Source organism: Paucibacter sp. KCTC 42545, assembly GCF_001477625.1.
Lineage (GTDB): Bacteria > Pseudomonadota > Gammaproteobacteria > Burkholderiales > Burkholderiaceae_C > Paucibacter_A.
The window spans coordinates 2,132,331-2,153,998 of record NZ_CP013692.1 but is presented as its reverse complement, the minus strand read 5'-3'; the positions used below and the strand labels follow the sequence as shown (position 1 = coordinate 2,153,998).

18 protein-coding genes are annotated in these 21,668 nt (G+C 62.5%); 12 read left to right on the top strand and 6 right to left on the bottom strand.

Annotation, left to right across the window (positions count from 1 at the left end):
• Positions 1-60 precede the first annotated feature (60 nt).
• From AT984_RS09445 to AT984_RS09425, 5 genes are all read right to left on the bottom strand, one after another.
• The gene (locus AT984_RS09445) at positions 61-495 is read right to left on the bottom strand and encodes a type II toxin-antitoxin system VapC family toxin (RefSeq protein ID WP_058719884.1); all 435 of its coding nucleotides are present in this window, start codon (positions 493-495) and stop codon (positions 61-63) included.
• Positions 496-502: 7 nt separating this feature from the next.
• The gene (locus AT984_RS09440) at positions 503-748 is read right to left on the bottom strand and encodes an AbrB/MazE/SpoVT family DNA-binding domain-containing protein (protein WP_058719883.1); all 246 of its coding nucleotides are present in this window, start codon (positions 746-748) and stop codon (positions 503-505) included.
• A 177-nt stretch (positions 749-925) separates the two neighbouring features.
• A complete protein-coding gene (locus AT984_RS09435) occupies positions 926-1,486 on the bottom strand; it encodes a hypothetical protein (RefSeq protein ID WP_058719882.1) in 561 nt (186 codons plus the stop codon).
• 301 nt (positions 1,487-1,787) lie between these two features.
• Positions 1,788-2,792, bottom strand: coding sequence for an HpcH/HpaI aldolase/citrate lyase family protein (locus tag AT984_RS09430; RefSeq protein ID WP_082679913.1), 1,005 nt, complete (start codon positions 2,790-2,792; stop codon positions 1,788-1,790).
• A gap of 151 nt (positions 2,793-2,943) precedes the next feature.
• Positions 2,944-3,930, bottom strand: a complete 987-nt coding sequence (locus tag AT984_RS09425; RefSeq protein WP_058719880.1) for a malate dehydrogenase — start codon at positions 3,928-3,930, stop codon at positions 2,944-2,946.
• Positions 3,931-4,202: 272 nt separating this feature from the next.
• Between AT984_RS09425 and AT984_RS09420 the strand changes: the two genes are divergently transcribed.
• The 11 genes from AT984_RS09420 (at position 4,203) to AT984_RS09370 (ending at position 14,998) form a co-directional block, all read left to right on the top strand.
• Positions 4,203-4,982 (top strand): GntR family transcriptional regulator, encoded by a 780-nt coding sequence (locus AT984_RS09420; protein ID WP_082679912.1) that lies wholly within the window; start codon positions 4,203-4,205, stop codon positions 4,980-4,982.
• Positions 4,983-5,075: 93 nt separating this feature from the next.
• A complete protein-coding gene (sdhC, locus tag AT984_RS09415) occupies positions 5,076-5,513 on the top strand; it encodes a succinate dehydrogenase, cytochrome b556 subunit (RefSeq protein WP_058719879.1) in 438 nt (145 codons plus the stop codon).
• A 40-nt stretch (positions 5,514-5,553) separates the two neighbouring features.
• Entirely contained in the window at positions 5,554-5,913 is a 360-nt protein-coding gene (gene sdhD, locus AT984_RS09410) for a succinate dehydrogenase, hydrophobic membrane anchor protein (RefSeq protein WP_058719878.1), read from the top strand.
• A complete protein-coding gene (gene sdhA / locus AT984_RS09405) occupies positions 5,913-7,715 on the top strand; it encodes a succinate dehydrogenase flavoprotein subunit (protein WP_058719877.1) in 1,803 nt (600 codons plus the stop codon). The genes sdhD and sdhA overlap by 1 nt, the downstream gene beginning before the upstream one ends.
• Before the next feature lie 142 nt (positions 7,716-7,857).
• Positions 7,858-8,562, top strand: coding sequence for a succinate dehydrogenase iron-sulfur subunit (locus AT984_RS09400; protein WP_058719876.1), 705 nt, complete (start codon positions 7,858-7,860; stop codon positions 8,560-8,562).
• Between the two features lie 44 nt (positions 8,563-8,606).
• The gene (locus tag AT984_RS09395; RefSeq protein ID WP_058722202.1) at positions 8,607-8,885 is read left to right on the top strand and encodes an FAD assembly factor SdhE; all 279 of its coding nucleotides are present in this window, start codon (positions 8,607-8,609) and stop codon (positions 8,883-8,885) included.
• Positions 8,886-8,914: 29 nt separating this feature from the next.
• On the top strand, positions 8,915-10,225 hold the full coding sequence (gene gltA / locus AT984_RS09390; RefSeq protein WP_058719875.1) for a citrate synthase: 1,311 nt from the start codon (positions 8,915-8,917) through the stop codon (positions 10,223-10,225).
• Positions 10,226-10,526: 301 nt separating this feature from the next.
• Positions 10,527-11,576, top strand: a complete 1,050-nt coding sequence (locus AT984_RS09385; protein WP_058719874.1) for a LacI family DNA-binding transcriptional regulator — start codon at positions 10,527-10,529, stop codon at positions 11,574-11,576.
• Between the two features lie 70 nt (positions 11,577-11,646).
• On the top strand, positions 11,647-12,624 hold the full coding sequence (rbsK, locus tag AT984_RS09380) for a ribokinase (RefSeq protein ID WP_082679911.1): 978 nt from the start codon (positions 11,647-11,649) through the stop codon (positions 12,622-12,624).
• The gene (locus AT984_RS09375; RefSeq protein WP_058719873.1) at positions 12,621-13,628 is read left to right on the top strand and encodes a nucleoside hydrolase; all 1,008 of its coding nucleotides are present in this window, start codon (positions 12,621-12,623) and stop codon (positions 13,626-13,628) included. Before rbsK ends, AT984_RS09375 begins: the two co-directional genes overlap by 4 nt.
• Before the next feature lie 50 nt (positions 13,629-13,678).
• Positions 13,679-14,998, top strand: coding sequence for a TRZ/ATZ family hydrolase (locus AT984_RS09370; RefSeq protein WP_058719872.1), 1,320 nt, complete (start codon positions 13,679-13,681; stop codon positions 14,996-14,998).
• A gap of 256 nt (positions 14,999-15,254) precedes the next feature.
• Here the strand turns inward: AT984_RS09370 and AT984_RS09365 are convergent, their stop codons facing one another.
• Positions 15,255-17,216, bottom strand: coding sequence for a DUF5666 domain-containing protein (locus AT984_RS09365; protein WP_058719871.1), 1,962 nt, complete (start codon positions 17,214-17,216; stop codon positions 15,255-15,257).
• Positions 17,217-17,629: 413 nt separating this feature from the next.
• Here AT984_RS09365 and purL point away from each other — a divergent pair, with 413 nt between their 5' ends.
• Positions 17,630-21,640 carry a phosphoribosylformylglycinamidine synthase gene (gene purL, locus AT984_RS09360; protein WP_058719870.1) on the top strand — a complete coding sequence of 1,337 codons (4,011 nt, stop codon included), beginning with the start codon at positions 17,630-17,632 and terminating at the stop codon, positions 21,638-21,640.
• Positions 21,641-21,668: the final 28 nt, after the last annotated feature.

The following is a 21,668-nucleotide window of genomic DNA, read 5'->3' as shown; positions in this document are numbered from 1 at the left end:
TCCAGGTGTGGCGGTGAAATTGAATGAAGGATGGCGGGACGTTTGGACTGTGCGCTTGGCTCAAGGCGCACTGGGTGTGATGACCTTGAGCCCTTTGAAATAGTCGCGAAAAAATCCGTCGTCGCGGGTGATCAGGGCGTCGCACTGCAACATGGCATGTGCGCCCACCAGAAAGTCAGGCACGGTACGGCGCGCGCTGACGGGGTCGTTGTTCGCTACGCCACTCGTGCGCTGGCGCAGCTTGTATTTTCTTTGCATTTCGCCGGCGCGAATCGCCGAGCGTTGGTCCAGGGGCAGAAAGCGCAGGCCCATATCTTCCAGCACATCCATCACCTCGGAGCCGTGGCCGAGGCTGGCGGTGACTTCGCTGACCACCACATCGCAGACGACCACCGGGCCGCTGGACAGGGCCAGGCGCAAAGCTGCCTCGGCCGCGTCGGCGCGGGAATCATCGCCCAGCAGGTCGATGAGCACGGAGGTGTCAACGGCAATCATGCGGCCATCACTCGCTGACCGGGTCGCCCGGTGCGCGACCACGCAGCTCGCGCATCAAATCATCGGTGGTGGTGCCTTCGGGCAGCTTGAAGCGGCCGCGGGCTCGGGAGATGGCGTCGTCGACGTTTTTGCGCAAGATGATGCGCGAGCCGTCCAATTCCACCTTGAGCGTGGTGCCCTTGCTCAGGCCCAATGCATCACGCACGGCCTTGGGCAGTGTGATCTGACCGCGTTCAGCAACAGTGGCTTCCATGCGCGAGCCTTTCGGAGGTGAGTCATACGTCTTGCCCGTTCGGAGTGAAGAGGTTTGGTATGACTCAGAAAGTATGCATGAATTCTACATACTTTTCCTGGCTTGGTGTTCGGATCTCAGCCGAAAAAAAGCCCCGCCGCAGCGCTTGGTGCTGGCGGGGCTGGTCCTTGCTTGGAATTAAGGCTTCTCGACCCGTGGGGTGATGCCCAGGCCGTTGACGGCGCTCAGGTCGATGCCGGAGGCTGCTGCGGCAGCGGCGGCCGCGCGGGCCAGATCGATCAGGGTGCGCTGCTCGGGGTGCAGGCACTCATCCACGATGCGCTGGCCGACTTGGGTGTCCAGCAGCATGGACTTGTTGGCGATCTGGATCATCAGGGTGCGGCCGGTCACGTCTTCCAGGCGCAGGGCGCCGGTGCTGGACAGCACGGGCTTCATGGTGAATACCTGCTTGAGGTATTTCACGTCCACGTAGCCGGCGGCGGTGGCGTGCGGCTCCAGCTCGATCGACTGCTTGAACTCGCAGTCGTAGCGGCCCAGATAGGCGCGCTTGGCGGCTTCGAGTTGTTCGGCCGAAGCTTCTGCCAGCGGAACGACGACGGGGGCCTTGACTTCAGCCTTCTTCGCGGCCTTGGTCGGCTTGGCTGCTGGCTTAGCTGCTGCCTTCTGCGCACCAGCGCTAGGCTCGGCGGCGCCGACGTGCAGGCTGGCGCCCAGTAGGCTCAGCAGTGCGAGCGACAAGAGGCTACGTTTCAATTGAGTCGAATTCATGGCGATGGGATGAGCGAATGAGTTGGCGAGATCGCGACTTGAAAAATTGGGGTGCGGAGGATGGATGGGCGGCATGCGTCCGAGCAAATGCTGAGCTAGGGCGCATGACGCGAGTCCTCATCCTTGCATTGTCACTCTTTGCTAGGTCCATTTGACCGAGCAACTGTGTCAAAGCGTTCAGTGCTGATGGGAGTTTGACCCGTCAAAGTGTGGAGAGGGCGGGTTCGGGTACAGGTCTGACCGGTTTGCCGCATTCAGTTGGCTGTATGTATCAGGCTGCGGCCGAGTTTTTCGGGGCGAAAAATGCTTGGCGCACTTCGGCTGGCAAGAGCTGGCCCGTGCGGTGGGCGCGCTCCAGCACGTGCCAGAAGAAGCGGTAGCTCGCGCGGTCATGCAGATTGTTGCGGTGCTGGATCGGCGCCCACTGGGCGGCCTGGGCCGCGTAAATGATCTCGATGGCTTCGTCCACCTCGGCGGTGCTGGGGGCGAAAGCGTCGAGGATGACTTGAATTTGCGTCGGGTGGATGCTCCACATGCGGGTGTAGCCGAACTCGCGCGCGGCGCGTGTGGCTGCAGTTTGAAGTGCGTCGCTGTCTTTGAACTCGGTCACCACGCAGTGCGAGGGTGTCTTGCCGTGGCCATGGGCGGCGGCGGAAATCTCCAGCTTGGCGCGCGCAATCAAGGGGTGGTCAAACTGGCCTTCGGCGCTCAGGCCAGAGCGAGGAATGGCGCCCTGGTGGGCAGAAACAAAATCCATCAGCCCGAAAGAGATCGACTCGATACGAGGATGTGCGGCAATGGCTTGCACATCGCGCAGTGCGCCGTGGGTTTCGATCAGTGCATGCAGAGGCAGGGCTTTGCGAATGCCGTGGCGTTGCAGGCTGGCGTCCACAAAGGCGCAGGCGGCGTTCAAGTCGGCAAAGCTGCGTGGCTTGGGCAGCATCAGGTAGGCGAGCGCTTCGCCGGCCTGGCTCACCAATGCATCCACATCGGCCTCGAAGGCGGGGTGATCGAAGGGGTGGACGCGCGCGCCCACGCGGCCCCAGCGGTTGGCGGGGCTGAGGGCCTTGTCAATCACCAACTGGCGTTGCTCAGCTTCGGCACCAACGGGCGCGCCGTCCTCCAAGTCGAGCGTGATGTCGAATACCGGGCCCATCTCGGCCTGCAGGGCCAGGCTTTTATCCATGCGCACTTCAACGCCGCAGTAGTGATCTACAACGGGTAGTGCGGTGGTTTGTTCGTCGGTGTCGAAAAGCGCTTGTTTTGGGTGGAGCATGGCTGTTGTGATGACGATGGCTATTCTTTGCGGTGCGGCATATTGCCACGGCATTGCGCCTTGCGGCGTGGTGGGCAAGGCGTGGCAGGCATGTAAAAAGGCCCTGCCTTCCTCGCGGAGGGCAGGGCCTTGAGCTTTTGGCTGCAGGGAATCAGACCAGGTGCTTGACGCCGTCTTGCTCGCCCAGCAGTTCGTCCAGGGTCTTCTTGATGCACTCTTGCGAGAAGGCATCGATTTCCAGGCCTTCAACGATCTTGTACTCGCCACCTTCGCAGGTCACGGGGTAACCGAACATGACTTCCTTGGGGATGCCGTATTCGCCGTTCGAAGGAATGCCCATGGTGACCCATTTGCCGTTGGTGCCAAGGGCCCAGTCGCGCATATGGTCGATGGCAGCGTTGGCAGCCGAAGCAGCCGACGACAGGCCGCGAGCGGCGATGATGGCGGCGCCGCGCTTGCCGACGGTGGGCAAGAAGGTTTCGCGGTTCCAGGTCTCGTCATTGATCATGTCCTTGACCGAAGCGCCGCCGATGGTGGCGAAGCGGTAGTCAGCGTACATGGTGGGCGAGTGGTTGCCCCAGACGGCCAATTTTTCGATCTCGGCCACGGCCTTGCCAGTCTTGGCAGCGATTTGCGAAGCGGCGCGGTTGTGGTCCAGTCGCAGCATGGCGGTGAAGTTCTTGGCCGGCAGATCCGGGGCCGACTTCATGGCGATGTAGGCATTGGTGTTGGCGGGGTTGCCGACGACCAGCACCTTGACGTTGCGCGAAGCAACAGCGTTCAGGGCCTTGCCTTGAGCGGTGAAGATGGCGCCGTTGATGGCCAGCAGCTCCGAGCGCTCCATGCCAGGGCCGCGGGGACGCGAACCGACCAGCAGGGCGTAGTCGGTGTCCTTGAAGACGGTCATTGGGTCGCTGTGGGCTTCGATGCCGGCCAGCAGCGGGAAGGCGCAGTCTTCCAACTCCATGATCACGCCCTTCAGCGCGTTCTGGGCCTTCTCGTCAGGGATCTCCAGCAATTGCAGGATGACGGGCTGGTCCTTGCCCAGCATTTCGCCGGAGGCGATGCGAAACAGCAGGGCGTAGCCAATTTGGCCTGCGGCGCCGGTAACGGCAACGCGAACGGGTTTCTTGCTCATGTGATTGCTCCGAAGGTAGTAAAAAACTGCTGCAATAAATTCCTGCCTGGGCGAGGCTTGTTTGTGCCCTCGCTGCGCCAGCGCTTGACCTGCAAGTGTAGGCCAGTCCAAGGGAATTCCCTTGCACAGAACTGACCTGCGTGCGTGCGATGGCGTGATTATGACGCGATGTTGCGTTTTTGCTGCTGGTCTTATGTCTTATAGAAGACATCTGGCATTTTGCAGCTGATGTGGGTGGACGTTGGGCCCCGCCCTGTGCTGCAATACCGGCCATGCCAACTTCGCCCGTCCGTTCTGCAGTCAAGTCTGCCGCCGCCCATGCGGGGTCGACGCTGGCCGGGCCGTCTTTTAGTCCGCTATACGCACAAATCAAGGGCTTGCTGATCGCCAGCCTGCAAGGCGGTGAATGGAAGGCCGGCGAGGCGATTCCGAGCGAGTTGGATCTGGCGGGGCGTTTCGGCGTGAGTCAAGGTACGGTGCGCAAGGCCATCGACGAGATGGCGTCGGAGAACCTTTTGGTACGCCGGCAGGGTAAGGGCACGTTCGTGACCACCCATGCCGAGCAAAAAATGCAGTACCGATTTTTGCGCCTGGTGCCGGACGAGGGCTCAACCAGCTTGGAGCGGCAGTTGCTCGACTGCAAGCGCATGCGCGCGCCCGCCGCCATTGCCAAGCAGTTGCAAATGCGTGCCGGCGAACAAATGGTGGAGGTACGGCGCTTGCTTAAAGCGGCCGGCCGGCCGGTGGTGTTGGACGACATCTGGTTGCCGGGCCAACTTTTCAAAGGGCTCACCACCGAGCGCCTGAATCAATACCGCGGGCCTTTTTATGGCTTGTTTGAGGCCGAGTTTGGCGTTCACATGATCCGCGCGCAAGAGAAAATTCGCGCCTTGGCGGCTGATGCCGAGGTGGCCGAGTTGTTGCAGGTGCCGGTGGGCGCGCCGCTGCTCAGCGTGGAGCGCTTGTCCTTCACTTATGGCGACCGGCCGGTGGAGTTGCGTCGCGGCCTCTACCACACCGAATCACACTTTTATCGCAATGAGTTGAACTAATGCGGCATAGGGCTTTTGCACGCGCTGTAAGCCTAGCGTCTGCTGCATTGCAATAAACTCTGGGAGTTTCACGTTGATTACACAAGGTCAGGTATGACAAACACCACCAAGATTAAAGCGGCCAGACCGGTCTTTCGCAATATTCACATCAGTCAGATCAGTTCATACCGGCTGCCGCCGGCAGGCATCGTTTCCATCCTGCACCGGATCAGCGGTTTGATGATGTTTTTGCTGCTGCCCTTCGTCGTTTGGATGTTCGACATGAGCTTGACGTCGGAAATCTCTTACGACGCCTTCACCAACGCCTTCGTGGCCGGTATCGGCTTCGTGCCGGCCTGGTTCGTCAAGCTGACGGTGTTAGCTTTGTTGTGGGGCTACTTGCATCACTTCATCGCCGGTGTGCGCCACCTCTGGATGGACGCGACCCACAGCGTCTCCAAGGAGCAGGGCCACAGCACGGCAGTCATGACGCTGGCTTTGAGCGTGCTGCTGACGCTGTTGCTGGGCGCCAAGCTCTTCGGCCTGTATTGATTCGGTCAGCCGATCAAGACTGAGAAAGAAAGAAAAAACTATGAGTACTTTTGGCAGCAAACGCACCGTGGTCGGTGCGCATTACGGCTTGCGTGACTGGCTGGCGCAGCGCGTCACCGCCGTGTTGATGGCCGTGTTCACCGTGGTGGTGTTGGCGCAGTTCCTGATGCCCGGCGCGCTGGGTTATGACCGCTGGGCCGGCATCTTCGCCCAGCAGTGGATGAAGTTCCTGACCTTTGTCGTCATTCTTTCCCTGGCGTACCACGCTTGGGTCGGCACGCGCGACATCTGGATGGATTACGTGAAGCCCGTCGGCCTGCGCCTGGCTTTGCATGTGTTTACCTTGGTTTGGTTGTTGGGCTGCGCCGGCTGGGCAGTTCAAGTGTTGTGGAGAATGTGATGACGGCGGCGACTACTAATTCGATTCCTAAGCGCAAGTTCGATGTGGTCATCGTCGGCGCGGGCGGCTCTGGCATGCGTGCCTCGCTGCAACTGTCGCTGGCTGGCCTGAACGTGGCGGTGCTGAGCAAGGTCTTCCCGACCCGCTCGCACACCGTGGCGGCGCAGGGTGGCGTGAGCGCCTCGCTGGGCAATATGTCCGAGGACAACTGGCACTATCACTTCTTTGACACGGTCAAGGGCTCTGACTGGCTGGGCGACCAAGACGCCATCGAGTTCATGTGCCGCGAAGCGCCCAAGGTCGTTTACGAGCTTGAACATTTCGGCATGCCTTTCGACCGCAATGCGGACGGCACGATTTATCAGCGCCCCTTCGGCGGCCACACCGCCAACTACGGTGAAAAGCCGGTGCAGCGCGCTTGCGCCGCGGCCGACCGTACCGGCCACGCGATGCTGCACACGCTGTATCAGCAAAACGTCAAGGCCAAGACGCAGTTCTTCGTCGAGTGGATGGCGCTGGACCTGATCCGCAACGAAGCAGGCGATGTGGTTGGCGTGACCGCACTGGAAATGGAAACCGGCGAGCTTCACATCATGGAGGCCAAGACCGTGCTGCTGGCCACCGGTGGTGCAGGGCGCATCTTCGCCGCCTCCACCAATGCCTTCATCAACACCGGCGACGGCCTGGGCATGGCGGCTCGCGCCGGCATCCCGCTGGAAGACATGGAGTTCTGGCAGTTCCACCCCACCGGCGTGCATAACGCCGGCGTGCTGCTGACCGAAGGTTGCCGCGGCGAAGGCGCGATTTTGCGCAATTGCAATGGCGAGCGTTTCATGGAGCGCTACGCCCCGACGCTGAAAGACCTGGCTCCGCGCGACTTCGTGTCACGCTGCATGGACCAGGAAATCAAGGAAGGTCGCGGCTGCGGTCCGAATAAGGACTACATCGAGCTGGACATGACCCACTTGGGTGGCGAGACCATCATGAAGCGTCTGCCTTCGGTGTTTGAGATCGGCCACAACTTCGCCAACGTCGACATCACCAAGGAACCGATTCCTGTGGTGCCGACCATCCATTACCAGATGGGTGGCATCCCGACCAATATCTACGGTCAGGTCGTTGTGCCCAAGGATGGCGAACCCAACACGGTGGTGAACGGCTTGTATGCCGTGGGCGAATGCGCTTGCGTCAGCGTGCACGGCGCCAACCGCCTGGGCACCAACTCGCTGCTGGACTTGCTGGTGTTCGGCCGCGCGGCTGGCAACCACATCGTTGAGTCCGGCCTGAAGTCGCAGCAGCACAAGCCTCTGCCGGCTAATGCAGGTGCCGACTCCGTGGCCCGTATCGCCCGTCTGGACAACAGCCAGAGCGGCGAGTACGCCCAAGACGTTGCCAACGATCTGCGCTTGGCGATGCAGCGTCACGCAGGTGTGTTCCGCACTCAAGCGATGCTGGACGAAGGCGTGGTCAAGGTGGCTGAGATTGCTGAGCGCGTGGGCAACATCACGCTGAAGGACAAGTCCAAGGTCTTCAACACGGCTCGTATTGAAGCGCTGGAAGTCGAGAACCTGATCGAAGTGGCCAAGGCCACCATCGTCTCGGCGGCAGCCCGTCGCGAGAGCCGCGGTGCCCATACGGTGGACGACTACGGCGATACGCCCGCCCACCCAAATGGTCGCAATGACGAAGAGTGGATGAAGCACACCCTGTGGTATTCGGAAGGCAGCCGTCTGGACTACAAACCGGTCAAGCTCAAGCCGCTGACGGTGGATTCGATTCCACCAAAGGTCCGCACATTCTGATGTCTTTGCGGAGCAGGGCTGCGCGCGAAGTCGCAGCTGGCCCTGTTGCCCACTGACTGAGGACTGACGGCCTTGAGTGGCGGCCCGATAGCCCGCAAGCGCCTCGCGCTGCCACCAACTGACTAGAACAAGGATTAAGAAAATGACCAAGCGTACCTTCCAGATCTACCGCTACGACCCGGACAAGGATGCCAAGCCCTATATGCAGACCCTCGAGGTCGAGCTGGACGGCTCCGAGCGCATGCTGCTGGACGCCCTGGGCAAGCTCAAGGCGGCCGATCCGACGCTGAGCTTCCGCCGCAGCTGCCGTGAAGGCGTGTGCGGCTCCGACGCCATGAACATCAACGGCAAGAACGGTCTGGCCTGCCTGACCAATATGCGCACCTTGCCGGGCGTGATCGTCTTGAAGCCGCTGCCGGGCCTGCCGGTGGTGCGCGACCTGATCGTCGACATGACGCAGTTCTTCAAGCAGTACAACTCGATCAAGCCTTACCTGATCAACGACACACCGCTGCCCGATAAGGAACGCCTGCAGTCGCCTGAAGAGCGTGATGAGCTGAACGGTCTGTACGAGTGCATCTTGTGCGCTAGCTGCTCGACCAGCTGCCCCAGCTTCTGGTGGAACCCTGACAAGTTCGTCGGCCCCGCCGGCTTGCTGCAGGCCTACCGCTTCATCGCCGACAGCCGCGATGAGGCCACCGCTGATCGTCTGGACAACCTGGAAGATCCGTACCGCCTGTTCCGCTGCCACACCATCATGAACTGCGTCGATGTCTGCCCCAAGGGTCTGAACCCGACCAAGGCCATCGGCAAGATCAAAGAAATGATGGTGCGTCGCGCCATCTGATGAGCCTAGATAAGACGCCGTGCACAAAGATCGCCAAGCCAGTTATGTCTGTTGAACCCAGCTCCATCATCGATGAGCGCGCCTTGTCCAAGCTGCGCTGGCGGTGTCGCCGTGGGCTGTTGGAGAACGATCTCTTCATAGAGCGTTTTTTTGACCGATATGCCCAAAGCCTGACCGAGTTTCAGGCCGAGGGGCTGCGCGTGCTGATGGACTTGTCCGACAACGATTTGCTGGACTTGCTATTGCGCCGCAAAGAGCCGGAAGGCGAGTTGGTCCGCGACGATGTGCACGAGGTTCTGGCCCTGCTGAGAACCACCTCTTAAGAATCCCCAAGAAGCCAAAGGAAAAGCCCATGACACCGTCAGACGTCAAAGCCACCCTGTCGTTCTCCGACGGCAGCCCCTCCATGGATCTGCCGCTCTACAAGGGCAGCATTGGTCCGGATGTGATCGACATCCGCAAGTTGTACGCCCAAACCGGCAAGTTCACCTACGACCCCGGCTTCCTGTCGACTGCCTCGTGCAACTCGACCATCACCTATATCGATGGTGATAAGGGCGAGTTGCTGTATCGCGGCTACCCGATTGAGCAACTGGCCACCAGCTGCGACTATCTGGAAACCTGCTATTTGCTGCTGTACGGAGAGCTGCCCAACCCGTCGCAGAAGGAAGAGTTCGTCAATCGCGTGACCAACCACACCATGGTCAACGAGCAGATGCAGTTCTTCCTGCGTGGCTTCCGCCGCGACGCGCATCCGATGGCCGTGATGACCGGCTTGGTCGGTGCCATGTCGGCCTTCTATCACGACTCGACGGACATCAATAATCCCGAGCACCGTGAAATCGCCGCCATCCGCTTGATCGCCAAGATGCCCACCCTGGTGGCCATGGCTTACAAGTACACCGTCGGCCAGCCTTACATCTACCCGAAGAATGACCTGTCTTACGCAGGCAACTTCATGCGCATGATGTTCGCCACGCCTTGTGAAGACTACAAGCCCAATGACGTGCTGGTGCGCGCCATGGACCGTATCTTCATCTTGCATGCCGACCACGAGCAAAACGCGTCGACATCGACCGTGCGCCTGTGCGGTTCCTCCGGCACCAACCCCTTTGCGGCCATCGCCGCAGGTGTGGCTTGCCTGTGGGGCCCGGCTCACGGCGGCGCCAACGAGGCAGCGCTGAATATGCTGGAAGACATCCAGCGCAACGGCGGCGTGGCCAAGATCGGCGAGTTCATCAAGCAGGTCAAGGACAAGAACAGCAGCGTCAAGCTGATGGGTTTCGGTCACCGTGTCTACAAGAACTACGACCCACGCGCCAAGCTGATGCGCGAAACCTGCCATGAGGTGCTGGACGAGCTGGGTCTGCATGACGACCCGATGTTCAAGCTGGCCATGGAGCTGGAGAAGATCGCGCTGGAAGACGAGTACTTCGTCGCCCGCAAGCTCTACCCCAATGTGGACTTCTACTCCGGTATCGTGCAGCGCGCCATCGGCATCCCGGTGCCTTTGTTCACGGCCATCTTCTCGCTGGCCCGCACGGTTGGCTGGATTGCCCAGCTGAACGAAATGATCGGCGACCCCGAGTACAAGATCGGCCGTCCGCGTCAGCTCTTCGTCGGCTCCGCTGCCCGCAACGTCAAGCCTATCGGCGAGCGTTGATCAGGCATTGAGTTCGGGGTTTTGGCGCGCTGCTTAGCGCGCCGGACTTCCCGCTCAAACCCTCGCCACCACTCCAGCAGGAGTGGTGGCGAGGGTTTTTTTGTTTGGGCTAGGTGCGCGCGCGCCGCCAAGCGCCTGGCTTTGGGCTATGCTGCGGCCCGTTAGCAAACGTTTGCCCAGCCTGAGTAGGCGATTTTTCTGTCTTCCCAGCCTTTGGCCGCCTTTCGCTTGGCGACTTTGGCGAGCTTTGCGCGCAGTCCACTCACCATCAGCCCACTCGACCCGAACCTGAGTAAGCCTCTTGAGCACCATCAAAGATGTGGCGGCCCGTGCCGGTGTTTCCTTCACCACCGTGTCGCATGTGTTGAACAACACCCGGCCGGTCAGCGCCGAGGCCCGTCGTCGGGTCGAAGAAGCCGTGGAAGAAATTGGCTACCTGCCCAGCGCGGTGGCTCGCTCGCTGCGCACCAGCGAGACCAAGATCATCGGCGTGCTGGTGCCCAATGTGCAAAACCCTTTCTTTGCCGAGCTGGTTTGCGGCGTCGAGGAAAGCTGCCGGCTGGCCGGCTATTCGGTCTTTCTGTGCAATTCCGATAACGATCCCAAGCGCCAGTTGCAATACATGCGCACGCTGTTGGAGAAGCGGGTTGACGGTTTGCTGCTGTCCTCAGCCGGCGATGACGAGGCGCTGGCCGGCATTTTCAAAATGGCCCGCGTGCCCGCCGTCACCGTCGACCGATTGGTGCCGGGCGCGCGCGCCGACCGGGTCAGTGTGGATAACAGCCAAGGCGCCTACAACGCAGTCAAGCATTTGCTCGATCTGGGGCACAAACGGGTGGCTTGCATCAGCGGCCCGGCTGAATTTGAAGTCTCGCGTGAACGTTTGGCCGGTTGGCGGCGGGCCCTGCAAGAACATGGCTTGGCCGCTGATGAGGACTTGGTTGTCGAGGCCGACTTCAGCAGCCAAGGTGGTTATTTGGCCGCCAGCCGCTTGCTCAAGCAATCAGGCCGGGATCGTGCAGGGCAGGGCGAATCGCCCAAATCCGCCATCAGCGCCATATTTGCCAGCAATGACTTGATGGCCATCGGTGCACTGCGCGCGGCGGCCGAATGCGGTTTGAGTGTGCCGGGCCAGCTGTCCGTCATCGGCTTTGATGATATTGATTTGTGCCGTTATGTATTTCCTGCCCTGACCACGGTGGGCTATTCCATCAAGGCCCTGGGCCAACGCGCCGGGCAGATGTTGATCGAGCGCATTGAGCAACCCGATGCCGTGTTCCAAGACCAGAAAATGACGCCCAGCCTGGTGCTGCGCGAGAGCACGGCCAAGCCATTCAACGCTCGCCAGTGAGCGACGGTCAGTTGGCGCCAATCATTGGGCAACAAGCCAGAGCAAGACGCAGTGCAAGAAGACGAACAAGATGAGTAAACCGAACGAGACAACAATCCCCGCCAGCGGTGCAGCGACGCCGCAGGCGCCTGGCCGGGTGCTGGTGGTGGGCAGCATCAATATGGACATGGTGGCTCATTCCCAGCGTCTGCCAGCCCCCGGCGAGACTTTGGTGGGTCAGAGCTTTGTGATGGCGCCCGGCGGCAAAGGAGCCAATCAGGCCGTGGCCGCCGCACGTTTGGGTGCACAGGTGGCCTTTGTGTCCCGCGTCGGCACCCGCCAGCACGGCGCTGAGTTGCTGCAGGCCTTGCAGGCCGAAGGCGTGGATGCCTCTTCCATCGTGCGCGACCCCGCGGCGCTGCCCGGTGTGGCCGTCATCATGGTGGCGAGTGAGGGTGGCGAGAACGCTATCGTTTACGTACCTGGTAGCAATGCGGATTTGACGGCCGCCGACGTGCAGGCCGCGGCCGATCAGTTCCAGCCCGGTGCGGTGGTGGTGGCGCAGTTGGAAGTGCCGGTGCCGGCGATTCAGCAGGCTTTTGAGTTGGCGCGCGCCGCTGGCGCCCGCACGGTTTTGAATGCCGCGCCGGCCCTGGCTGTGCCGCCCGCCTTGCTGGCTTTGTGCGACTGGCTGGTGCTCAACGAGACCGAGGCCCAGCAATTGGCGGGCGCCGAGGATGTGGAGACCGCTGGGCGCTTGCTGCAAGCGCGCGGCGCGCGTGAGCTGCTGGTGACCCTGGGTGCCGCCGGCGTGTTGATGCTCGATGCTGCGGGTCAGATGCAGCGCCTGCCGGCCACGGCCGTCAAGGCGGTGGACACGGTTGGCGCCGGCGATACCTTTGTCGGTGGCCTGGCCACCGGTTTGGCCGAAGGCTGCTCAGCAGAGCAAGCGGTGCGCTTGGGCATGGCTGCCGCTGCTATTGCGGTGAGCCGCAGCGGCGTGCAAAGCGCCATGCCGCTGCGTGCCGAGTTGCCTGCTGAATTCGCATCCACGAGGAGCCTCGCATGAGCCAACAAACATCCCCACTGCAAGTCATTTTCGACACCGACCCCGGCATCGACGATGCCATGGCCCTCTATCTGCTGGCGCGCCATCCGGCCTTGCGCCTGCGCGCCATCACCACCGTGTTCGGCAATGCCTCGCTGGCGGTGACCACCCGCAATGCGCGCGCCCTGTGCGGCCTGTATGGCTTGGATGCCGCCCAGGTCCTGGTGGCCGCTGGTGCCGCAGGCCCCTTGCTGCCCGAGGCCGAGCGTGAGCATTCCACCCATGTGCACGGGGATGACGGCCTGGGCGGCAGGGCGGAGGTGGCCGTGGCTGCCACGACGGAGTTACATCCGCTGGACCCGCGCCCGGCGCATCAGCTGATCTGCGATATGGTCAATGCTGAGCCGGGCCAGATCACCTTAATCGCCGTGGGCCCGATGACTAATCTGGCCTTGGCCCTGCGTCATGACCCCAGCATCGCCGTCAAGGTCAAGCAAGTCATCGTGATGGGCGGTGCCTTCGGCATTGAAGGTCGTGGCGGCAACGTCACGCCGGTGGCCGAGGCGAACATGATCAATGACCCGGAGGCGGCCGACATCGTCTTCACCGCCAACTGGCCCGTCGTCATTGTTGGCCTGGACGTGACCCAGGCCGTGGTGATGAGCCAGGATCACCTGGCGGCGCTGCAAGGTCGCGGCGGCGCGGTGGGTGATTTCCTTTGGCAGGCCACTCGCCACTATCAGGACTTCTACCATTCGGTGGACGGCATCACCGGCATCTATGCCCACGATGCCAGCGCGATTGCCTATGCCATTGAGCCGGAGTCCTTCACCCTGCGTGCCGGCCCGGTGCGCGTGGCGCTAGAGGGCATTGCGCGCGGCCAGACGATTCAAAGCCTGCGCGCGCCCGGCCGCCAGCCGGAAGCCTGGGCGCAAGCGCCATCGCAGCAGGTCTGCGTAGCGGTGCAGAGCCAGCGGGTGCTGGATCTGTTTGATCAGGCCTTCGATGCCGCCGCAAACGACTAAAGTTCATGCTCGCCACTTGGCGAGCTTTGTTTTTCCAGGAGTAGCTTTCAATGCCTAAGACCACCACCATCCTCAAAGCCCGTTGGTTGCTGCCGATGAGCCCGGGCAGCTCGGTGCTCGACCACCATGCGCTGGTGATGCAGGGCGAGCGCATCGCCGCCGTTTTGCCCTGGGCGCAGGCCGAGGCGCAGTACCCGGACGCGGCTCGCGTTGAACTGGGCGAGCATGTGCTGATCCCAGGCCTGATCAACGGCCACACCCATTCCGCCATGTCCTTGCTGCGCGGCGTGGCCGACGATGTGCCGCTGATGGACTGGCTCAACAACCATATCTGGCCGCTGGAAAAGAAGTGGGTCAGCGATGACTGGACCTACCAGGGCTCGCTGCTGAGTGCCTGCGAGGCGCTGCGTGGCGGTGTCACCTATCTCAACGATATGTATTTCTTCCCCGCCGCGATGGCGCGGGCAGCGATTGACAGCGGCGTGCGCGCCGGTGTCTCCATCAATGTGATCGACTTCCCCACCGGCTACGCCGCCAACGCGGCCGAGTACATCGCCAAAGGCCTGGAAGCTTACGAGCAGTTCAAGAACGAAAAGCTGCTGGACTGGACCTCGGCGCCGCATGCGCCCTACACGGTGTCGGACGAGACCTTTGTGCATTTGCGCGATCTGCGCGACCGCCTGAACCTGCAGATGCACTGCCATATCCACGAGACGCAGTTTGAGGTGGACGAGAGCGTCAAGCAGCACGGCATGCGCCCGCTGGAGCGCCTGAACAAGCTGGGCCTGCTGGATGAGCGCATGATGGCCGTGCACATGGTGCATTTGAACGAGGCCGAAATCGCCATGCTGGCCAAGCAGCGTGTGCACCTGGTGCACAACCCCAACTCGAATATGAAGCTGGCCTCGGGCGTGTGCCCGGTCACGGCGCTGGAAGAGGCGGGCGTCAACACCATTCTGGGCACCGATGGCGCGGCCTCGAACAACCGCCAAGACATGTTCGGCGAAATCCGCGCGGCCGCTTTGCTGGCCAAGGGCGTGACGCAGAACTCCACCACCGTCAGCGCCCGCACCGCGCTGGAAATGGCCACCATCCGCGCCGCCAAGGCCATGGGCCGTGAGGCGGATCTGGGTTCGCTGGAAGTGGGTAAGCTGGCCGACGTGGTGGCCGTGAGCCTGAGCGCGCTGGAATGCCGCCCGGTCTACAACCCCGAGGCACAGCTGGTTTATGTGGCCGGTCGCGAGCATGTGTCCGACGTGTGGGTTGGCGGCCGCCGCGTGCTGCAAGACCGGGTGCTGACCCAGGTCGAGCAGGCTGATGTGCTGGACCGCATCGAGCACATCGTCGCGCAGATGCAGGCGCAACGCTGATCGAAGCTGAGGCTGACCGTTCGGCGCCGGCCTGACGGCGGCTTGAAAAGGGCGGAGATCGCCCAAGGTGCCGCTTTCCACCGCCTCGCCTGTCCACATCAGCTGTGGGTAACTTTGGGGATGGCCACTGGAGTCTTGGGCAGAGGCCAGTAGGCATCGAGGATTCCCTGCCTTGCCTAAAAATGTGGCGCTGGTGGCGAAGCGAAAAAAAAAGGGCCTGCGCTTGCAGGCCCTTTTTGCGTTCCGTGCAGCTGACTCAACCCGGCATGAAATGCACGCGTTTGGCGATCAGCACGCCATTCGTCAGGCTGCCCTTGATTTCCAGCTTGGCGCCATTGGCCAATTTGGCCGCATTGCCATCGATGAACTCGACGTTGCTGCCGCTGGCATCGACTTTTTGCCCTGCAAGCGTGAAGTTAGCGCTGCTGGAGAAATCAGTCACCAAGCCGGCGAGATAAAGCACATCGCCACCCGCGGAATCCTTTTCTGGTTTCTCAATTTCAATCGACAGGGCTGTCAAGACCGGCTTGCCGTCCACTGTCGTCAAGCTGGCCTTGACGCTGACCTTGGCGCCGTTCTTCAAGTCGGCCAGGGTGCTGCCGCTGGGCTGCAGCTGGGTCGTGTTGCTGATCAGAACGGTATTGCTGCCGACTTGGAAGCTACTGCTACTGGCATTGAAGATGAGGCCGGAAAAGCCCACCGTGCGGATCCCACCGGTATTGGCGCTGGCGGCCGAGCCCTTCATGCTGGTGACGGTAAAGACGTTGGTGGTGGCATCGAAGCTGCCTTCAACGCTCAGCACCACGCCGTTGGCCAGGGTGCTCAGGCTCAGTCCCCCTTCAAAGCTGAACTTGGTGGCATCGCTCCATTGCACCGTCACGCCCAGCAAGCTCAGCTTCTTATTGGCCAGATCCAGGCCGCTGATGGCGCCTTGCAGGCTGGAGGGTTTGTTGGCCGGCGGGGCTTGCACCTCGATCTCCTTGGCCACGACGCCGCTGCTGGTCAGCTGCCCCGTCACTTTGAGCCAGGTGCCGGTGGCGATGTCCGCCGCCTTACCCTTGCTGAAGCTGGCATTGCTGCCGTCCACGACCGTGCCGCGCAGGGTGAAGTTGGCGATGGAGACAAAGTCGGTCACCTGGCCGCTCAATTGCGCTTTCAAGGCGGTTTCCGGCTTGAATACCTTCAGGCTGGTGGCCTTCAGCACACCGGCGCTCAGTGCGCCTTGCGCATAGGCCTGCGCGCCGTTGACCACATCGGCGGCCACGGTCCCTTCTTTCAGCGTGGCGCTGCTGGCATCCACCTGCACATCACCGATGCGAAGCGAAGCCAGTGACTGGAAGTCGCTGATCTGCCCGCCAATCGACAGGTCAGGGCTGTCAGGCAATTTCTTGCTGCGTACTTCAACGGCGCTGGCCGTCAGCACGGTGCTGCCTCCAGTTGTGGCCGGCGCACTCTTGGCGACCACGCTGACGAGCTTGCCGTTCTCAATCACGGCGCCGCTGGGCAGCAGCTTGGCATTGCTGTAGTCCACGCTGACGCTGCTGTTGCCGCCTAAGGTGAAGCGCCTGTTGGCGCTGTCCAGGCCCTGCACGGCGCCACTGAGGCGGTAGATCTCGCTGCCGTCCTTGAGGCGGCGCTCGATCCGGGTGGCTGTGATGCTGCCGTCGCTGGCGACCGTGCCCGAGACCTTGAGCAGATCGCCTACCGCCAATTGGCTCAAGGCATTGAAGCCTTCGAACACGGTGGGCAAGGGGCCGGTGGCGGTGGCGCTGACCACCTTGATGGTTTGGCCGAACACGTTCAGGCTGCCGGCGCTGGTGTCGATGGCGCTGAGCGTGCCCACCAAGGCGAAATTCACCGCCAGGTTCTGCAGCACGCCGTCTTTCAACTCGGCCTGCACCCGCATGCCTGTGCGCAAATCGCCCAGGGTGGCTTGGCTGCTGGCTTCGGGGTTGTTGGCGATGGCGACCTTGGCGCCGGTGTCATCGAAACGTTGGCCGTCGATGATGACGCTGCCAAAACCGGTGATCGTGCCTTCCACTAGGCTGGCGGCCGAGGCGGCGGGCGCGGGTGGGGCTGTTGGGGCAGGGGTGGGCGCGGGAGCGTCGGCGCTGCTAGAGCCGCCACCGCCGCCGCAAGCGGCCAGGGCGGCTGCAGTCAGCAAGCTGACGAAGATGCCGGCGGGACGGCGCCAAGCCAGGGATTGGGGAGTTTTCATGGACCAGGACCTCAAGGACTGCTGAAAAGTCACCGCTGCGGGCAGCGGCACTGGGCGCCCGCCGACGAGGGGGTGTGAGGGGCGCTGCCTTGAATGTACGGAATACGCACAAGCTCAGGGGAGGCGATTTGTATCGAGATGCTCCTTACGCAACTGGCGCGGCGTGCGCTTTGTCACAAATTTTGAAAACCGCGCTTGAGCGGCATTCGCACAGGCTTGAGCGGTGCAGCGCCTGGGCGCGAAGCAGCCTGACAGCAAGTTTGTGACCTTGAGCCGGAAAGCCCGCCAGTCCTCGGTAAAATCCCGGGTTTTGGTGCCCAGGCATGGCTGAATCCGCCGCCTTGGCCCCGCCAGTATTCATTTTTGCAATCAAAGCGTTGTAGCCCAGCGCGCCAACCCAGCTCCGGGACCCCATGGCCACTCATAAGCATCTGCTTTCTTTCGAGGGCGGCAACGCTCTGTCAGCGTTCCGCTCCCAAGCCTTGCTGCCGCAATTGCAGGCCATCCACGAAGGCGTGAAGGCGGTTCACGCCCGCCATGTGCATTGGGTCTGGAGCGATGCGGCTCTGGCCGAGAGCGATGCCACCAAGTTGGCCGCGCTGCTGAACTACGGCGATGCCTATGTGGGCGGCGCTGAGGGCAGCCTGGTGGTGGTGGCCCCGCGTTTGGGCACCGTCAGCCCCTGGGCCTCGAAGGCGACCGACATCGCCCACAACTGCGGCCTGAGCCAAATCCACCGCGTCGAGCGCGTCACTGAGTACCGCATCGTTTTGAAGTCCGGCCTCTTGGGTGGCGTCAAGACGCTGAGCCAGGCGGAGCTGATCGCCTGCGCCGCGCTGCTGCATGACCGCATGACCGAAAGCGTGCTGCTGGCGCGTGAAGACGCCGCCCACCTGTTCGACGAAAAGGCAGCGCAGCCGCTTGAACATGTGGACGTGTTGGGCCAGGGCAGGGCGGCACTGGAAGCCGCCAACGTGACCTTCGGTCTGGCCTTGTCGGTCGATGAAATCGACTACCTGGAAGCCGCCTTCAAGACTCTGAATCGCAACCCCAGCGATGTCGAGTTGATGATGTTTGCGCAGGCCAATTCGGAGCATTGCCGCCACAAGATCTTCAATGCCAAGTTCACTGTGGATGGCGTGGATCAGCCGCTGAGCCTGTTCGGCATGATCCGCAATACCGAAAAGCTGAGCCCCCAGCACACCGTCAAGGCCTACTCTGACAACGCTTCGGTGATGGAAGGCCATTTGATCGAGCGCTGGATGCCCGCCGGCGACCAACGCGCCCCGCAATACCAGGCGCGCGAAGAGTTGGCCCATGTGCTGATGAAGGTCGAGACGCACAACCACCCGACCGCCATCTCGCCATTCCCTGGTGCCTCTACCGGCGCGGGCGGTGAGATCCGTGACGAAGGCGCCACCGGCCGTGGCTCCAAGCCCAAGTCGGGCTTGACCGGCTTCTCGGTCTCCAATTTGCACCTGCCGGGCCTGAGCGAGCCCTGGGAGCAAAACCCGGTTGGCAAGCCCGCGCATATCGCCAGCGCTTTGCAAATCATGATCGAAGGCCCGCTCGGTGGCGCGGCCTTCAACAACGAGTTCGGTCGTTCCAATCTGAACGGCTATTTCCGCGTCTACGAACAAAACGTGGACGGCGTGCAGCGCGGCTATCACAAGCCCATCATGATCGCCGGCGGCCTGGGCGCGATCCGTGCGGACCAGTGCGAAAAGATCGAATTCCCGGCCGGCAGCTTGCTGATTCAGCTGGGTGGCCCCGGCATGCGCATCGGCATGGGTGGCAGCGCGGCCAGTTCGATGGCGGCGGGCACCAACACGGCGGACCTGGACTTTGACTCGGTGCAGCGCGGTAACCCCGAAATTGAGCGGCGCGCGCAAGAGGTGATCAACCATTGCTGGGGCCTGGGCGGCAAGAACCCCATCCTGGCCATCCACGATGTCGGCGCCGGCGGCATCTCCAACGCCTTCCCCGAGTTGGTCAATGACGCCCATCGCGGCGCCTTGTTCGACCTGCGCAAAGTGCCGCTGGAAGAAAGCGGCATGGCGCCCAAGGAAATCTGGTGCAACGAAAGCCAGGAGCGCTATGTGCTGGCGATTGCGCCCGACAGCCTGGAGCTGTTCCGCAGCATGTGCGAGCGTGAGCGTTGCCCCTTCGCCGTGGTGGGTGTGACCACCGAGCAGCGCGAGTTGGTGCTGGAAGACGGCCTGGCCAAGGGCACGGACAGCGAGTTCGCCGTCAATATGCCCATGGACGTGCTGCTGGGCAAGCCGCCCAAGATGCACCGCGAGGTCTCGCGCCTGGCCCGTTCTGGCGGCACGCTTGACCTCAGTGGCACCAGCCTCGAGAAGGCCGCATTTGACGTGCTGCGCCACCCTACCGTGGCCTCCAAGCGCTTCCTGATCAGCATCGGTGACCGCAGCGTGGGCGGCCTCAATAGCCGTGACCAGATGGTCGGCCCCTGGCAGGTGCCGGTGGCGGATTGCGCCGTCACTCTGGCTGACTTCAAGGGCTTCGCCGGTGAAGCCTTTGCCCTGGGCGAACGCACGCCGCTGGCCGCCATCGACGGCCCAGCCTCCGGACGCATGGCCGTGGCTGAAGCCATCACCAATTTGCTGTCCGCACCGATTGAGCTGCCGCGCGTCAAGCTCAGCGCCAACTGGATGGCTGCTTGCGGCGAGCCGGGCGAGGACGCCGCGCTGTTCGACACCGTCCATGCCGTAGGCATGGAGTTGTGCCCGGCCTTGGGCATTTCGATTCCTGTCGGTAAGGATTCCTTGTCCATGCGCACGCGCTGGACCAAGGATGACGGCCAGGTGCAGCAAGTCACCGCGCCGGTCTCGCTGATCGTCACCGCCTTTGCCTCGGTGGCCGATGTGCGCGCCACGCTGACGCCTGAATTGCGCCGCGATCAGGGCGACACCTGCCTGATTCTGGTTGACCTCGGCCAGGGCAAGCAGCGCATGGGTGGCTCCATCCTGGCACAGGCCCTGAACCAGTTTGGCGGCGCCGTGCCGGATCTGGACGATGCCGCTTTGCTGAAGAATCTGGTCACCGCCGTGAATGCGCTGCGCGCCGAAGGCAAGCTGCTGGCTTACCACGACCGTGGCGACGGCGGCCTGTGGGCCACGGCCTGCGAAATGGCTTTTGCTGGCCACACCGGCGTGAGCCTGAATGTGGACATGCTGGTCACCGAAGGTGATGGCGTCAGTGACAGCCGTGCCGATGTGGGTGATTCCAAGAACTGGGCCAGCCAGGTCGGCGCACGCCGCGAAGAGCTGACACTCAAGGCCTTGTTCAGCGAAGAGCTGGGCGTGGTTCTGCAAGTGCGGGTGAGCGAGCGCGACAGCGCGCTGCAGACCCTGCGCGCGCATGGCCTGTCCAAGTGCAGCCATGTGGTTGGCAAGCCCAATGCCAATGGCCAGATGGAAGTCTGGCGCGATGCCAAGAAGGTGTTTGCGGCGCCGCTGGAAGCCCTGCACAAGAGCTGGGACGAGGTGTCTTGGCGCATTGCCAGCCTGCGCGACAACCCGGCTTGCGCCCAGAGCGAGCATGAACAAGCAGGCTTGGCGGCCGACCCCGGTCGCCATGTGCACTTAAGCTTCGACCCCAGCGAAGATGTGGCCGCGCCCTTCATCAATGTGGGTGCCAAGCCCAAGCTGGCCATCCTGCGCGAGCAGGGCGTGAACTCCCACGTCGAGATGAGCTACGCCATGGCCAAGGCCGGCTTCGACACCTACGACGTGCACATGAGTGACTTGCAGGCGGGCGCGGTCAGCCTGGCCGAGTTCAAGGGCTTTGTGGCCTGCGGCGGCTTCAGCTACGGCGACACCCTGGGTGCCGGTGAGGGCTGGGCGCGCTCGGTGATGTTCAACCCGGTGTTGGCGGAGCAGTTCAAGGCCTTCTTCGCCCGCCAAGACAGTTTTGCCCTGGGCGTTTGCAATGGCTGCCAGATGATGGCGGCACTCTCGCCCATCATTCCTGGTGCCCAAGACTGGCCCAAGTTCACCCGCAACCGCAGCGAGCAGTTCGAAGCCCGCCTGGCCATGGTGGAAGTGCTGGAAAGCCCCAGCCTGTTCTTCCAAGGCATGGCGGGTTCGCGGCTGCCCATCGCCGTGGCCCACGGTGAGGGCTTTGCCGACTTCTCGCAGCGCGGCAATGCGGCGAAGGTGGCGCGAGCCATGCGCTATGTGGACAACGCTGGCCGGCCCACCGAGGTCTATCCGCTCAACCCCAACGGCAGCCCGGATGGCCTGACCTCGGTGACCACGGCAGACGGCCGCTTCACCGTGCTGATGCCGCACCCGGAGCGCGTGTTCCGCAATGTGCAGATGAGCTGGACCTCGGGTGACGCGGGCGAGCTGAGCCCCTGGATGCGCATGTTCCGCAATGCGCGCCGTGCGATCGGCTAATTAGCCTGAGCTGTTGATCGGAGGGGCG

Excerpts from the sequence above, each read along its gene's own strand:
- sdhD (WP_058719878.1), top strand. The coding sequence starts at position 5,554 with ATGAGTACTTTTGGCAGCAAACGCACCGTGGTCGGTGCGCATTACGGC.
- AT984_RS09430 (WP_082679913.1), bottom strand. The coding sequence starts at position 2,792 with ATGCTCCACCCAAAACAAGCGCTTTTCGACACCGACGAACAAACCACC.
- AT984_RS09420 (WP_082679912.1), top strand. The coding sequence starts at position 4,203 with ATGCCAACTTCGCCCGTCCGTTCTGCAGTCAAGTCTGCCGCCGCCCAT.
- AT984_RS09440 (WP_058719883.1), bottom strand. The coding sequence starts at position 748 with ATGGAAGCCACTGTTGCTGAACGCGGTCAGATCACACTGCCCAAGGCC.
- AT984_RS09400 (WP_058719876.1), top strand. The coding sequence starts at position 7,858 with ATGACCAAGCGTACCTTCCAGATCTACCGCTACGACCCGGACAAGGAT.
- AT984_RS09375 (WP_058719873.1), top strand. The coding sequence starts at position 12,621 with ATGAGCCAACAAACATCCCCACTGCAAGTCATTTTCGACACCGACCCC.
- AT984_RS09370 (WP_058719872.1), top strand. The coding sequence starts at position 13,679 with ATGCCTAAGACCACCACCATCCTCAAAGCCCGTTGGTTGCTGCCGATG.
- gltA (WP_058719875.1), top strand. The coding sequence starts at position 8,915 with ATGACACCGTCAGACGTCAAAGCCACCCTGTCGTTCTCCGACGGCAGC.
- sdhC (WP_058719879.1), top strand. The coding sequence starts at position 5,076 with ATGACAAACACCACCAAGATTAAAGCGGCCAGACCGGTCTTTCGCAAT.
- AT984_RS09445 (WP_058719884.1), bottom strand. The coding sequence starts at position 495 with ATGATTGCCGTTGACACCTCCGTGCTCATCGACCTGCTGGGCGATGAT.
- rbsK (WP_082679911.1), top strand. The coding sequence starts at position 11,647 with ATGAGTAAACCGAACGAGACAACAATCCCCGCCAGCGGTGCAGCGACG.
- AT984_RS09395 (WP_058722202.1), top strand. The coding sequence starts at position 8,607 with ATGTCTGTTGAACCCAGCTCCATCATCGATGAGCGCGCCTTGTCCAAG.
- AT984_RS09425 (WP_058719880.1), bottom strand. The coding sequence starts at position 3,930 with ATGAGCAAGAAACCCGTTCGCGTTGCCGTTACCGGCGCCGCAGGCCAA.
- purL (WP_058719870.1), top strand. The coding sequence starts at position 17,630 with ATGGCCACTCATAAGCATCTGCTTTCTTTCGAGGGCGGCAACGCTCTG.
- sdhA (WP_058719877.1), top strand. The coding sequence starts at position 5,913 with ATGACGGCGGCGACTACTAATTCGATTCCTAAGCGCAAGTTCGATGTG.
- AT984_RS09365 (WP_058719871.1), bottom strand. The coding sequence starts at position 17,216 with ATGAAAACTCCCCAATCCCTGGCTTGGCGCCGTCCCGCCGGCATCTTC.